Origin of the sequence: Pseudomonas sp. BS3782 TE3695 (genome assembly GCF_050435305.1) — a bacterium.
In the GTDB taxonomy this organism is placed as follows: Bacteria; Pseudomonadota; Gammaproteobacteria; order Pseudomonadales; family Pseudomonadaceae; genus Aquipseudomonas.
The window spans coordinates 1084410-1098046 of record NZ_JBNDKB010000001.1; the positions used below are offsets into that span (position 1 = coordinate 1084410).

Consider the following 13637-nt stretch of genomic DNA (forward strand, 5'->3'; position numbering starts at 1 on the left):
CGGCTTCCTGAAGCACAACTGTCATCCGTTCGTCATAATGGCCGCTTATAACTGTCACGCTCGCCCGCCAGCGCGGGCTCAGGAGTCTGCCGTGAGCTTTACCCCCGCCAATCGTTTGTTTCCTGCAACCCGCCTGCGTCGCAACCGTCGTGATGATTTCTCGCGTCGACTGGTCCGTGAAAATGTGCTGACCGTCGATGACCTGATCCTGCCGGTGTTCGTGCTGGACGGTGAAAACCGTCGCGAAGCGGTGGCGTCGATGCCGGGCGTCGAGCGCCTGACCATCGACCTGTTGCTGGAAGAAGCGGCCAAGTGGGTTGAGCTGGGGATTCCGGCCCTGGCATTGTTCCCGGTGACGCCGCCGGAGCTCAAATCCCTGGACGCCGCTGAAGCCTGGAATCCCGACGGCATCGCCCAGCGCGCCACCCGAGCGCTGCGTGACCGGTTCCCGGAGCTGGGAGTTATCACCGACGTCGCCCTGGACCCGTTTACCACCCACGGTCAAGACGGCATTCTCGACGAAGAAGGCTACGTGCAGAACGACATTACCGTCGACGCACTGGTTAAACAGGCCCTGTCCCACGCCGAAGCCGGCGCTCAGATGGTGGCGCCTTCGGACATGATGGACGGTCGCATTCAAGCGATCCGCGAAGCGCTGGAGCTGGCCGATCACGTCAATGTGCGGATCATGGCTTACTCGGCCAAATACGCCAGCGCCTATTACGGCCCGTTCCGCGATGCGGTGGGTTCGGCGCTGAACCTGGGCAAGGCCAACAAGGCCTCCTATCAGATGGACCCGGCCAACAGCAACGAAGCCCTGCACGAAGTGGCGGCGGACTTGTCAGAAGGCGCGGACATGGTCATGGTCAAGCCAGGCATGCCGTATCTGGATATCCTTTACCGGGTCAAAGAAGAATTTAAAGTGCCGACCTTTGTCTATCAGGTCAGCGGTGAATACGCCATGCACATGGCAGCGATCCAGAATGGCTGGTTGAGCGAAGGGGTTATCCTCGAATCCCTGACCGCTTTTAAACGTGCAGGCGCTGATGGCATCCTGACTTACTTTGCCGTCCGTGCTGCTCAATTGTTACGAGAGCAAAAATAGCCCTCCCAGGAACATTCGATGAATACCGAAGGACTCACTGAAGTTGCCGTAAAAGACGCTCAACCTGTGGTGGAGCCAATCGCCGAAACCCCGCCGGAGCTGGAGCCTGCTCCACCCGCGGTGGCGGCCGAGCCCGTTGTTACGGCGCCAGCGATTGCCATTCCCGGCCTGGATGACAGCAGCCTGTACATCCATCGTGAGCTCTCGCAACTGCAGTTCAACATCCGCGTGCTGGAACAGGCGCTGGATGAGTCCTACCCATTGCTGGAGCGGCTGAAGTTTCTGCTGATTTTCTCCAGCAACCTGGACGAATTCTTCGAGATTCGTGTCGCCGGCCTGAAGAAGCAGATCACCTTCGCTCGCGAACAGGCTGGCGCCGATGGCCTGCAACCGCACCAGGCCTTGGCTCGCATCAGTGAACTGGTACACGGTCACGTCGATCGCCAATACGCGATCCTCAATGACATTCTGTTGCCGGAACTGGAAAAACATCAGGTCCGCTTCATCCGTCGCCGCTACTGGACCACCAAGCTCAAGACTTGGGTTCGTCGTTATTTCCGCGACGAGATCGCCCCGATCATCACCCCGATCGGCCTCGACCCGACGCACCCGTTTCCGTTGCTGGTAAACAAGAGCCTGAACTTCATCGTCGAACTCGAAGGCATCGACGCCTTCGGTCGCGACTCCGGTCTGGCGATTATCCCGGCGCCGCGCCTGCTGCCGCGGATCATCAAGGTGCCAGAGGAAGTCGGCGGTCCCGGCGACAACTATGTGTTCCTGTCGTCGATGATCCACGCACACGCCGATGACCTGTTCCAGGGCATGAAGGTCAAGGGCTGCTACCAGTTCCGCCTGACCCGAAACGCCGACCTCGCGGTTGACACCGAAGATGTCGAAGACCTGGCCCGCGCCCTGCGCGGCGAGTTGTTCTCCCGTCGCTACGGTGACGCAGTGCGGCTGGAAGTGGCCGATACCTGCCCGAAACACCTGTCCGATTACTTGCTCAAGCAGTTCAACCTGCATGAGACCGAGTTGTATCAGGTCAACGGCCCGGTCAACCTGACCCGCCTGTTCAGCATCACTGGCCTGGACAGTCATCCGGAGCTGCAATACAACCCGTTCACCCCGCAGATCCCGAAACTGCTGCAAAACAGCGAGAACATTTTCAGTGTGATCAGCAAGCAGGACATTCTGCTGTTGCACCCGTTCGAGTCGTTCACCCCGGTGGTCGACTTGCTGCGTCAGGCAGCGAAAGACCCGCACGTGTTGGCGGTTCGCCAGACGTTGTATCGCAGCGGCGCCAACTCCGAGATCGTCGATGCGCTGGTAGACGCTGCGCGTAATGGCAAGGAAGTGACGGCAGTGATCGAATTGCGCGCGCGGTTCGATGAAGAGTCCAACCTGCAACTGGCCAGCCGTCTGCAAGCGGCCGGTGCGGTGGTGATTTACGGCGTGGTCGGTTTCAAGACCCACGCCAAGATGATGCTGATTTTGCGTCGCGAGGCGGGCGAGATTGTCCGTTACGCCCACTTGGGGACCGGCAACTACCACGCGGCCAACGCCCGTCTGTATACCGACTACAGCCTGCTGACCTCCGATGATGCCTTGTGCGAAGACGTCGGCAAACTGTTCAGCCAGTTGATCGGCATGGGTAAAACCCTGCGCATGAAAAAACTGCTGCACGCGCCGTTCACGTTGAAGAAGGGCATGCTCGACATGATTGCCCGGGAGACGCAATTCGCCCTTGACGGTAAACCGGCGCACATCATCGCCAAGTTCAACTCGCTGACCGACCCGAAGGTCATCCGCGCGTTGTACAAGGCCAGTCAATCCGGGGTGCGTATCGATCTGGTGGTGCGCGGCATGTGCTGCCTGCGACCGGGCATCGCCGGGGTGTCCCACAACATCCACGTGCGCTCGATCATCGGTCGCTTCCTGGAACATACCCGGGTCTTCTACTTCCTCAATGGCGGCGAAGAGCAGATGTTCCTGTCCAGCGCCGACTGGATGGAGCGCAACCTCGACAAGCGCGTCGAGACTTGCTTCCCGGTCGAGGGCAAGAAGCTGATTTTGCGGGTCAAGAAAGAGCTGGAGCTTTATCTCACTGATAACACCCACAGCTGGAGCCTGCAGTCGGACGGTCGCTACATCCGCAACACGCCGACCGGCAACCAGAACCCGCGCAGTGCCCAGGCCACCTTGCTTGAGCGTTTGGGCAGCCCGATTTTGGCGGTTCGCTAAGACCAGTCTCCCGGGTAGCCATTCAAAGGCTGCCCGGGCTTCCAATCCTGTTGAATTCCCCTGTAGGAGCTGCCGAAGGCTGCGATCTTTTGATTTTGCTTTTTTAAAACAAGATCAAAAGATCGCAGCCTGCGGCAGCTCCTACGGGATTGTTGGCAGCCTTCTGATTAGCGCACGTTCAGCACGAAGCTGACGCGGGTCAGCCATTCCGCTTCGAGGGCGAAGTCGGCCTGGGTCAACTGGTTATCGTCCAGCCAGTGTTCGGGGAACAACACATCCAGGCTGTGGCCGTTGGCGTGCAGTACGACCTGAGGCATTTGCTGGGTACCGCGGATGTGGTGGAACAGAATCGCAAAACGCAGCAACACGCACAGGCGAATCAGCTTGATGCCTTCGTCGCCGAATTCGGCGAACTTGTCCTTGGGAATGTTGCGTCGGTGGCCACGTACCAGTAGCGCGAGCATTTGCTGGTCTTCGCGGGAGAATCCGGCCAGGTCCGAGTGTTCGATCAGGTAGGCGCCGTGTTTGTGGTACTGGTAGTGAGCAATGTCCAGACCCACTTCGTGCACCTTGGCCGCCCAACCGAGCAATTCACGCCAGACACCGTCGTTCAGGTCCCAGTCTTCGGCCACTTGATCGAAGGCATGCAGCGCCTTGCGTTCAACCCGAGCGGCTTGTTCCAGGTCAACGTGGTAACGCTCCATCAGCGAGCTGAGGGTGCGCTCGCGCACGTCTTCATGATGATGACGGCCCAACAGGTCGTAGAGCACGCCTTCGCGCAGGGCGCCTTCACAGTGGTCCATGCGTTGCAATTCGAGGGCGTCGAAGATCGCTTCGAGAATTGCCAGCCCGGCGGGGAAGATCGCCCGGCGGTCGGGCTTGATGCCTTCGAAATCGATTTTCTCGGCATCGCCGAGTTTGAACAGCTTGCGCTTGAGCCAGGCCAGGCCTTCGGCATTCACTTCGCCAGTGCCATGCCCGCCGGCCTTCAGCGCCAGGCCAATGGCGCGAATGGTGCCCGAGGAGCCGATGGCTTCATCCCAGGTCAGGCGGTGCAGGGCGTGTTCGATGCTCATGATCTCCAACCGCGCCGCGGTATACGCCTGGGCGTAGCGGGCCGGAGTGATCTTGCCATCCTTGAAGTAGCGCTGGGTATAGCTGACGCAGCCCATTTGCAGGCTTTCGCGCAGCAGCGGTTCGAAGCGCTGGCCGATGATGAATTCGGTACTGCCGCCGCCGATGTCGGCCACCAGGCGCTTGCCCGGCGTGTCGGCGAGGGTGTGGGAGACGCCGAGGTAAATCAGGCGCGCTTCTTCACGGCCAGAGATGACTTCCACCGGATGGCCAAGAATTTCTTCGGCGCGGTGGATGAATTCGGCGCGGTTACGGGCTTCGCGCAGGGCGTTGGTGCCGACGATCCGCACGGTGCCGGGCGGCATACCGCTGATCAGTTGGGCGAAACGCTTCAGGCAATCGAGCCCGCGCTGCATGGATTCTTCGCTGAGTTGGCGCTCTTCGTCGATGCCGGCGGCCAGCTGAACCTTCTCCCCGAGACGTTCGAGAATCCGGATTTCGCCGTTCTGGGCCTTGGCCACGACCATGTGAAAGCTGTTGGAGCCCAGGTCGATTGCGGCGATCAGGGACAGATTCTTGGCTTGGGATTGCGGCATGGTCAGGGGGTCTCGGTCGATAACCTCGACATCCTGCCACGATCAAACGCTGCCGCCAACGCGTAGGCGCTGTCGAAGGCTGCGATCTTTTACCACGGGGCATCCGTGGTGTTGCGAATGACCTCTTCGCGGGCAAGCCCGCTCCCACAGGTTTTTGCGTCGAACACATGATCGCGTTCCAGCAGAGAACCCTGTGGGAGCGGGCTTGCCCGCGAAGGCGGCCTCAAAGGCACTAAGTATCCTTCAGCCTGCCGCTTCCACCGTCCCGATAAAATTCGCCAGCTCCGTCGTCTGCGGGTTGGCAAACAACACCTTTGGATCCCCCACCTCATGCACCTTGCCATGGTGCATGAACACCAATTTGTCCCCCACCTCGCGGGCAAAGCGCATTTCATGGGTGACCATAATCAGCGTCATGCCTTCCTTGGCCAGTTGCCGAACCACGCTCAGCACTTCGTTGACCAGTTCCGGGTCCAGCGCCGAGGTGATTTCATCGCACAACAGCACCTTCGGTGACATGGCCAGCGCTCGGGCAATCGCCACCCGCTGTTGCTGGCCGCCAGACAACCGATCCGGGAAGGCATCGAACTTTTCCCCCAGCCCGACCCGTTCCAGCATCTGTCGCGCCAATTCGGCGGCTTTGGCTTTCGGCACTTTCTGCACCACTTGCGGCGCAAGCATGACGTTTTCGCCCACCGTCAGATGCGGGAACAGATTGAACTGCTGGAACACCATCCCGACTTTCTGCCGCAGGCTGCGCAGGTCGGCACGGGCAGCGTCGAGGTATTCGCCGTCGACTTCGATCACGCCGTCATTGATCGATTCCAGGCCATTGAGGGTGCGCAGCAAGGTGGATTTGCCCGAGCCGCTGCGACCGATGATCGCCACCACCTGGCCTTCGTCGACACTCAGGTCGATGCCTTTGAGCACATGGTGGTCGCCATAGTATTTATGCAGGGCGGAAATTCTAAGCAGAGGCATGCAGTCTCCTTTCCAGGTAGCGCGCACTGAGGGACAAGGGGTAGCAGAGCAGGAAGTAACCGAGCGCCACCAGGCCGTAGACCATGAAGGGCTCGAAGGTCGCGTTGGCGAGCATGCCGCCGGTCTTGGTCAGTTCGGTGAAGCCGATGATCGAGGTGACGGCGGTGCCTTTGACCACTTGCACCGAGAAGCCCACGGTCGGCGCCACCGCAATGCGCAGGGCTTGCGGCAGGATCACGTAACGCAGTTGCTCCAGCGGATTGAGCGCCAGGCTCGACGAGGCTTCCCATTGGCCATTGGGGATCGAATCGACACAACCGCGCCAGATCTCCGCCAGGTAAGCGCTGGTGAACAGCGTCAAGGCAATCGCCGCAGCCATCCACGGCGAAATCTCCACACCGGCCAACGCCACACCGAAGAACACCAGAAACAGCTGCATCAACAGCGGTGTGCCCTGGAACAGTTCGATGTAGGTGCGGGCTAAGTGGCTGGGCAGGGATTTTTTTGAAATCCGCATCACCATGATCAACAAACCGATCAGCCCGCCGCCGATAAACGCCACCAGCGATAATGCCAGGGTCCATTGCAGGCCCGTGAGCAGGTTGCGCAGGATGTCCCAGAAGGTGAAATCGCTCATTGGCTGCTGCTCCTTGCTATGTAGCGCCGGCCGATCCAGTTCAGTAATTGGCGGATCAGCAGCGCCATGCACAGGTAGATCAGTGTGGTCAGGGCATAGGTTTCAAAGGCGCGAAAGTTGCGCGATTGAATGAAATTGGCGGCGAAGCTCAGCTCTTCGGTGGCGATCTGCGAACAGACCGCCGAGCCGAGCATCACGATGATGATCTGGCTGCTCAGGGCCGGCCAGACCTTGCCCAACGCCGGAAGCAGAACCACGTGGCGGAAGGCCTCGAAGCGGGTCATTGCCAGGGCGGCCGCGGCTTCCAGCTGCCCGCGGGGGATCGCTTGAATGCCGGCGCGGATGATCTCGGTCGAATAGGCGCCAAGGTTGATCACCATCGCCAGCACCGCCGCCTGCCATTCGGAAATCTGCAGGCCCAGCGACGGCAAACCGAAGAAGATGAAAAACAACTGCACCAGAAATGGCGTGTTGCGGATCAACTCGACGTAAACCCCGAAAATGCCGGCGAACGGGCGAATGTTCCACGCCCGCACCAGCGCCCCGACGATGCCCAGACCGACCCCGAGCACCGCGCCAATGGCCGTCAACTCAAGGGTGAACAGCGCACCGCGCAACAGCAGATCGGTGTTTTCTACCACCGGCAAGAAATCGAACTGATAAGCCATAAATCGTCTCCGCGTACGATCAGAGATCGGCCGGCAGCGGCTCTTTCAGCCAGGTTTGCGAGTTCTTTTCCAGCGCACCGTCAGCCTTGGCCGTGGCGAGGATGTCGTTGACCTTGCCCAGCAGCGCTGGCTCGTTCTTGTTCACGCCAACGTAAACCGGCGAGTCCTTGAGCTTCACTTTGAGGGCTGGCACGCGTTTCGGGTTTTTTTCGCTGATCGCTACCATCACCACGTTGCCACTGGCGATCAGGTCGACTTGCCCTGCGAGGTAAGCGGCGATGGTCGAGTTGTTGTCTTCGAAGCGTTTGATGGTCGCGCCTTCGGGGGCGACTTTGGTCAGCTCGATGTCTTCGATGGCGCCACGGGTGACGCTGATGGTTTTGCCCTTGAGATCGTCCAGGCCCTTGATGGCGACGTCTGGTGGGCCGAATACGGCGAGGTAGAACGGCGCGTAGGCACGGGAGAAGTCGATGACCTTTTCGCGCTCAGGGTTCTTGCCGAGGCTGGAAATCACCAGGTCGACTTTGCCGGTGGTCAGGAACGGAATGCGGTTGGTGCTGTTGACCGGGGTCAGCTCAAGTTTGACTTTGAGTTGGTCGGCCAGCAGTTTGGCGGTGTCGATATCGAGACCGCGAGGTTTCATGTCCGGGCCGACCGAACCGAACGGCGGGAAGTCCTGGGGCACGGCGACTTTGAGGGTGCCGCGTTTGACCACATCCTCCAGACCGTCGGCGTGGGCGGGTGCCTGGCTCAGCATCAGGCTGGCAAACAAGGCGGCGAGGAGGGCGCTGTAACGCAGGGTCATGGCAAATCTCCGGATCGGCGGGAAGTGATTTCTGCGGATCGACAGAGCACGGGCCATGCCAAGATTGGTTTTTGGGCGCCGCAGGCCACGGTTTTGCTGGTGTCGTTCGGTCTTACTGGTCTGAACAGTTGGGTGGCATTTCGCACCCTGATGGCGCACCCGTGAAAATCCCCGAACCCCCATGGGGCACGACTTGCCGGACGTCGCGAATAGCTTTACAACTAGCCGCTCATTGGCCTGGTTCGTCTGAAAAAACCATGAACTCGATCTCCCGCGCCGTACCCGAAGTGGCGCTGCAAGCCATCCGTAAACTGATTACCGAGCAAGGTTTCGGGGCGGGCGATGCCTTGCCTTCGCAAAGGGACCTGGCGGTGCAATTGGGGGTCAGCCGGGCATCGTTGCGCGAGGCGTTATCGTCCCTGAGTGCACTGGGCGTGATCAGTATCCAGCCAGGCAAAGGCGCGTTCGTGCAGTCGCCGGTCGATCTGCCTCGGGGTGACGCGGCGCCGGGCTGGCCGTTCGCGGCTCAGGCGTCGCCGCTGGACATCTTCCAGTTGCGCTACGCGCTGGAAGGTTTTGCCGCGGGGCTAGCGGCCGTGACCCTGAGCACCGATGAGCTCGATGCCCTGGAAGACAATGTCGCCGCCATGCGCAACGAACTGCGGGCCGCCGACTTCGATGCAGCGGCGCAACTGGATTTCGAGTTTCACCGGTGCATTCTCCTGGCCAGCGGCAATCAGGCAATGCTGAGCATCCTTTCAGCCAGTGCCGATATCTTCCTGGAGAGCCAGAAGCTACCGTTCATCCGGGCCGAACGGGCCATGGAAACCTGGCAGGAGCACCGTAAAATCCTCCGCGCACTGGCTCGTCGGGCCTCTGGCGCCGCGCAGAAGGCCATGCAGGAGCATGTGCGCAATGCCGCCCTGCGTACCGGAATTGCTTTCGTCGCTCCCGCCACCTCATGACTTGAGCTATACCCAAACTCATGGGCCACCATAGCGAGACTCAATCATCTGCGGCTTCCTGAACACGGGAAGGGCGGCTATGATGGGCCACGTTTTTTATTGCTTACAACCCGGAGACATCCATGAGCAGCGATCTTATCAAGCACGTCACCGACGCTAACTTCGAAGAAGAAGTACTGAAGGCTGCTGGCCCTGTGCTTGTTGACTACTGGGCTGAGTGGTGCGGCCCTTGCAAAATGATCGCCCCGGTTCTGGACGAGATCGCTGGCACCTACGCTGGCAAGCTGACCGTTGCCAAGCTGAACATCGACGAAAACCAGGAAACTCCGGCCAAGCACGGCGTACGTGGTATCCCGACGCTGATGCTGTTCAAGAACGGTAACGTCGAAGCCACCAAGGTCGGTGCGCTGTCGAAGTCGCAACTGGCTGCTTTCCTCGACGCCAACATCTAAGCGTTGTTATAAAGTGTCATGAAAAGGCCCCGCATAATGCGGGGCCTTTTCGTTATTGAGGGCTAGACGCTCTGAAACTCAGGTGGTACATTCGGCCCCGCACTGGTTTCTCCACTGCCCCCTGCTAGCCGTCGCCGACGCACTCCTTTTCGAATTAGTACGCGATCCTGTCGCCTTCTCTGCGGCGCGGCCTCATTAAGCCAAAAGCTTAATTTCCCCCCTCCATAAATGATTACGTCATTCCTATATGAATCTGACTGAACTCAAGCAAAAGCCGATTACCGAACTGCTCGAATTGGCCGAACAGATGGGCATAGAAAATATGGCCCGTTCGCGCAAGCAGGACGTGATTTTCTCCCTGCTCAAAAAGCACGCTAAAAGCGGCGAGGAAATCTCCGGTGATGGCGTGCTGGAGATTCTCCAGGACGGCTTCGGCTTCCTGCGCTCCGCTGACGCTTCCTATCTCGCCGGCCCAGACGACATCTACGTCTCGCCGAGCCAGATCCGCCGCTTCAACTTGCGCACCGGTGACACCATCGTTGGCAAGATCCGCCCTCCAAAGGAAGGCGAGCGTTATTTCGCACTGCTCAAGGTCGACACGATCAACTACGATCGTCCCGAGAACGCGAAAAACAAGATTCTCTTCGAGAACCTGACCCCGCTGTTCCCGACCGTGCGCATGAAGATGGAAGCCGGCAACGGTTCCACCGAAGACTTGACCGGTCGTGTCATCGATCTGTGCGCCCCGATCGGCAAGGGCCAGCGCGGCCTGATCGTTGCACCGCCGAAAGCCGGTAAAACGATCATGCTGCAGAACATCGCGGCGAACATCGCACGTAACAATCCTGAAGTTCATCTGATCGTATTGCTGATTGACGAACGTCCGGAAGAAGTGACCGAAATGCAGCGCACCGTGCGCGGCGAAGTGGTTGCCTCGACGTTCGACGAGCCGCCAACTCGCCACGTGCAGGTTGCCGAAATGGTGATCGAGAAGGCCAAGCGCCTGGTCGAACACAAAAAGGACGTGGTGATCCTGCTCGACTCCATCACCCGTCTGGCGCGTGCCTACAACACCGTGATCCCGAGCTCCGGCAAGGTGTTGACCGGTGGTGTCGATGCCCACGCCCTGGAGAAACCGAAACGTTTCTTCGGCGCGGCACGGAACATCGAAGAAGGCGGCTCGCTGACCATCATCGCTACCGCGCTGGTTGAAACCGGCTCGAAGATGGACGAAGTGATCTACGAAGAATTCAAAGGCACCGGCAACATGGAACTGCCTCTGGATCGCAAGATCGCCGAGAAGCGTGTGTTCCCGGCCATCAACATCAACCGTTCCGGTACTCGCCGCGAAGAGTTGCTGACGGCCGACGACGAACTGCAGCGTATGTGGATCCTGCGCAAGCTGCTGCACCCGATGGACGAAGTCTCTGCCATCGAGTTCCTGGTCGACAAGTTGAAACAGACCAAGACCAACGACGAGTTCTTCCTGTCGATGAAACGCAAGTAAGTCGCAGAAAGTCAGCAAAAGCCGGGGAAACCCGGCTTTTTGCTATCTGATTTTTGATCAACGGCAGTTCGTGGTTCTGAATAGAGGGGTTCGGCGCTAAACTGCCTGCCCCGAACGCCACGGCCAACACGAGGCTCACGCATGCAATATCGCGACTTGCGCGACTTTATCAGCGGCCTGGAAAAGCGCGGCGAACTCAAGCGCATCCAGGTTCCGGTGTCCCCAGTGCTCGAGATGACCGAGGTCTGCGATCGCACGTTGCGCGCCAAGGGCCCCGCGCTGCTTTTCGAAAACCCTACCGGTTATGACATTCCCGTACTTGGCAACCTGTTCGGCACCCCCGAGCGCGTGGCGCTGGGCATGGGCGCAGAAGCAGTCAGTGAGTTGCGCGAAATCGGCAAGCTGTTGGCGTTCCTCAAGGAGCCCGAGCCGCCGAAAGGCCTGAAAGACGCTTGGTCCAAGCTGCCGATCTTCCGCAAGATCATTGCCATGGCACCGAAAGTCGTCAAAGACGCGGTCTGCCAGGAAGTGGTCATCGAAGGCGACGATGTCGATTTGGCGATGTTGCCGGTACAGACCTGCTGGCCGGGCGACGTCGGTCCGCTGATCACCTGGGGCCTGACCGTCACCAAAGGTCCAAACAAGGATCGCCAGAACCTCGGCATCTATCGTCAGCAGGTGATCGGCCGCAATAAGGTGATCATGCGCTGGTTGAGCCACCGTGGCGGCGCGCTGGATTACCGTGAATGGTGCGAGAAACACCCCGGCCAGCCGTTCCCGGTCTCCGTGGCCTTGGGCGCTGACCCGGCAACCATTCTGGGGGCTGTGACGCCGGTGCCGGACAGCCTCTCCGAATACGCTTTCGCCGGTCTGTTGCGCGGCAACCGCACCGAACTGGTGAAGTGCCGCGGCAACGACCTGCAAGTGCCGGCCACTGCTGAAATCATTCTGGAAGGCGTGATCCATCCGGGTGAAATGGCCGACGAAGGCCCGTATGGCGACCACACTGGCTATTACAACGAAGTCGACAGCTTCCCGGTGTTCACCGTCGAGCGCATCACCCATCGGATCAAACCGATCTATCACAGCACCTACACCGGCCGTCCGCCGGATGAGCCGGCAATTCTCGGCGTGGCGCTGAACGAAGTGTTTGTGCCGATCCTGCAGAAGCAGTTTCCGGAGATCACCGACTTCTACCTGCCGCCCGAAGGCTGTTCGTACCGCATGGCCATCGTGACCATGAAGAAGTCGTATCCTGGGCATGCCAAGCGGGTAATGCTCGGTGTCTGGTCGTTTTTGCGACAGTTCATGTACACCAAGTTCGTTATCGTCACTGACGACGATATCAACGCACGGGACTGGAACGACGTGATCTGGGCCATCACTACGCGCATGGACCCCAAGCGCGACACGGTGATGATCGACAACACGCCGATCGACTACCTCGACTTCGCCTCGCCGGTTTCCGGCCTGGGTTCGAAGATGGGGCTCGATGCCACGCATAAGTGGCCTGGCGAAACCACTCGCGAGTGGGGCCGGGTCATCGTCAAGGATGAAGCCGTTACCCAACGGATCGATGCCATCTGGAATCAGTTAGGAATAGATTGATGCGTGTAACCTTGCAGCCCTCCGGAGCAGTGCTAGAGATTCTGCCCGGCGAGCGGATTCTCGATGGCGCGCGGCGCCTGGGCTATGAATGCCCGCAAAGCTGTCGAAACGGCAATTGCCATGTGTGTGGCGCGTTGTTGGTGGAAGGGCGGGTCGAACAAGCCGGCGAGGTGCGCGACCATGGCGAGTTCTACACTTGCATTGCAGAGCCGCTGGAAGACTGCATCGTGCTGTGGGATGGCGTGCTCGCGCTGGGAGAATTGCCGGTGCGCAGCGTGTCGTGTCAGGTCATTGAATGCAGGGATGTCGGCGGCGATACCTGGCGCGTGCGTTTGCGTGCGCCGGCGGGCAAGCCACCGCGCTATCACGCCGGCCAGTACCTGATGATCGAGCGAGAGAACGGCGAGAAATCCGCCTTCTCCCTGGCCTCTGCACCGCATTCCGGTCGCGACCTGGAAATTCACATATTGGCGCGCGAAAGCAGTGCGCTGAGCCTGATCGAACAGCTTCAGCGCAACCCGATAGTGCGCATCGAGATGCCGTTCGGTGATACCCATCTGGCGGAACTGCCAGACGGTCCACTGGTACTGATTGCTGCCGGGACCGGCATGGGCCAGATCCACAGCCTGATCGAACATTGCCGGGCCGCGGGGTTCAAGCATCCGGTGCATCTGTATTGGGGCGTGCGTCGTCCTGAAGACTTTTATGCCATCGAACATTGGGATGAATGGGAAAAACTGCCCAATCTGTTCCTGCATAAAGTCGTCAGCGATCAGTGTGGTTGGGGAGGACGCTGCGGCATGTTGCATGAGGCAGTGTGTGAAGATTTCCCTGACCTGAAAGCCCTGCACGTCTACGCCAGCGGCTCTCCGGCGATGGTCTATGGCACCCTGGATGCGCTGGTCGAAGCGGGGATGGATGCCCATCAAATGCGCGCGGATGTTTTCGCTTACGCGCCGCGAGCCTGATCCGCGCTCTTAAATCAATATAACTTCCCA

General features: G+C 59.7%; 12 protein-coding genes. 7 read left to right on the forward strand and 5 right to left on the reverse strand.

What is annotated here, in order from left to right:
- The first annotated feature begins 91 nt into the window (after positions 1 to 91).
- Both hemB and ppk1 read left to right on the forward strand, forming a co-directional pair.
- Entirely contained in the window at positions 92 to 1105 is a 1014-nt protein-coding gene (hemB, locus tag ABH909_RS04850; protein ID WP_429430907.1) for a porphobilinogen synthase, read from the forward strand.
- Positions 1106 to 1123: 18 nt separating this feature from the next.
- Complete coding sequence (gene ppk1 / locus ABH909_RS04855; protein WP_429430909.1) at positions 1124 to 3346, forward strand: polyphosphate kinase 1; 2223 nt, start codon at positions 1124 to 1126, stop codon at positions 3344 to 3346.
- 167 nt (positions 3347 to 3513) lie between these two features.
- On the opposite strand, the gene ppx is transcribed toward ppk1, so the two are convergent.
- From ppx to ABH909_RS04880, 5 genes are all read right to left on the reverse strand, one after another.
- Positions 3514 to 5016 (reverse strand): exopolyphosphatase, encoded by a 1503-nt coding sequence (ppx, locus tag ABH909_RS04860; RefSeq protein ID WP_429430911.1) that lies wholly within the window; start codon positions 5014 to 5016, stop codon positions 3514 to 3516.
- 243 nt (positions 5017 to 5259) lie between these two features.
- Positions 5260 to 5997: an amino acid ABC transporter ATP-binding protein gene (locus ABH909_RS04865; protein WP_429430913.1), complete on the reverse strand. Its 738-nt coding sequence runs from the start codon at positions 5995 to 5997 to the stop codon at positions 5260 to 5262.
- Complete coding sequence (locus ABH909_RS04870; protein ID WP_429430915.1) at positions 5984 to 6634, reverse strand: amino acid ABC transporter permease; 651 nt, start codon at positions 6632 to 6634, stop codon at positions 5984 to 5986. Before ABH909_RS04870 ends, ABH909_RS04865 begins: the two co-directional genes overlap by 14 nt.
- Complete coding sequence (locus ABH909_RS04875) at positions 6631 to 7302, reverse strand: amino acid ABC transporter permease (RefSeq protein WP_008076077.1); 672 nt, start codon at positions 7300 to 7302, stop codon at positions 6631 to 6633. Before ABH909_RS04875 ends, ABH909_RS04870 begins: the two co-directional genes overlap by 4 nt.
- Before the next feature lie 19 nt (positions 7303 to 7321).
- Positions 7322 to 8107, reverse strand: a complete 786-nt coding sequence (locus tag ABH909_RS04880) for a transporter substrate-binding domain-containing protein (protein ID WP_429430917.1) — start codon at positions 8105 to 8107, stop codon at positions 7322 to 7324.
- A gap of 257 nt (positions 8108 to 8364) precedes the next feature.
- On the opposite strand from ABH909_RS04880, the gene ABH909_RS04885 reads away from it, so the two are divergent.
- From ABH909_RS04885 to ABH909_RS04905, 5 genes are all read left to right on the forward strand, one after another.
- Positions 8365 to 9072: a FadR/GntR family transcriptional regulator gene (locus ABH909_RS04885; RefSeq protein ID WP_429430919.1), complete on the forward strand. Its 708-nt coding sequence runs from the start codon at positions 8365 to 8367 to the stop codon at positions 9070 to 9072.
- A 122-nt stretch (positions 9073 to 9194) separates the two neighbouring features.
- Positions 9195 to 9524, forward strand: a complete 330-nt coding sequence (gene trxA, locus ABH909_RS04890) for a thioredoxin TrxA (protein ID WP_007899382.1) — start codon at positions 9195 to 9197, stop codon at positions 9522 to 9524.
- Positions 9525 to 9771: 247 nt separating this feature from the next.
- Positions 9772 to 11031 (forward strand): transcription termination factor Rho, encoded by a 1260-nt coding sequence (gene rho / locus ABH909_RS04895; protein WP_007899384.1) that lies wholly within the window; start codon positions 9772 to 9774, stop codon positions 11029 to 11031.
- Between the two features lie 141 nt (positions 11032 to 11172).
- Complete coding sequence (gene ubiD / locus ABH909_RS04900) at positions 11173 to 12639, forward strand: 4-hydroxy-3-polyprenylbenzoate decarboxylase (protein ID WP_007899385.1); 1467 nt, start codon at positions 11173 to 11175, stop codon at positions 12637 to 12639.
- Positions 12639 to 13607: a CDP-6-deoxy-delta-3,4-glucoseen reductase gene (locus tag ABH909_RS04905; protein ID WP_429430921.1), complete on the forward strand. Its 969-nt coding sequence runs from the start codon at positions 12639 to 12641 to the stop codon at positions 13605 to 13607. Before ubiD ends, ABH909_RS04905 begins: the two co-directional genes overlap by 1 nt.
- Positions 13608 to 13637: the final 30 nt, after the last annotated feature.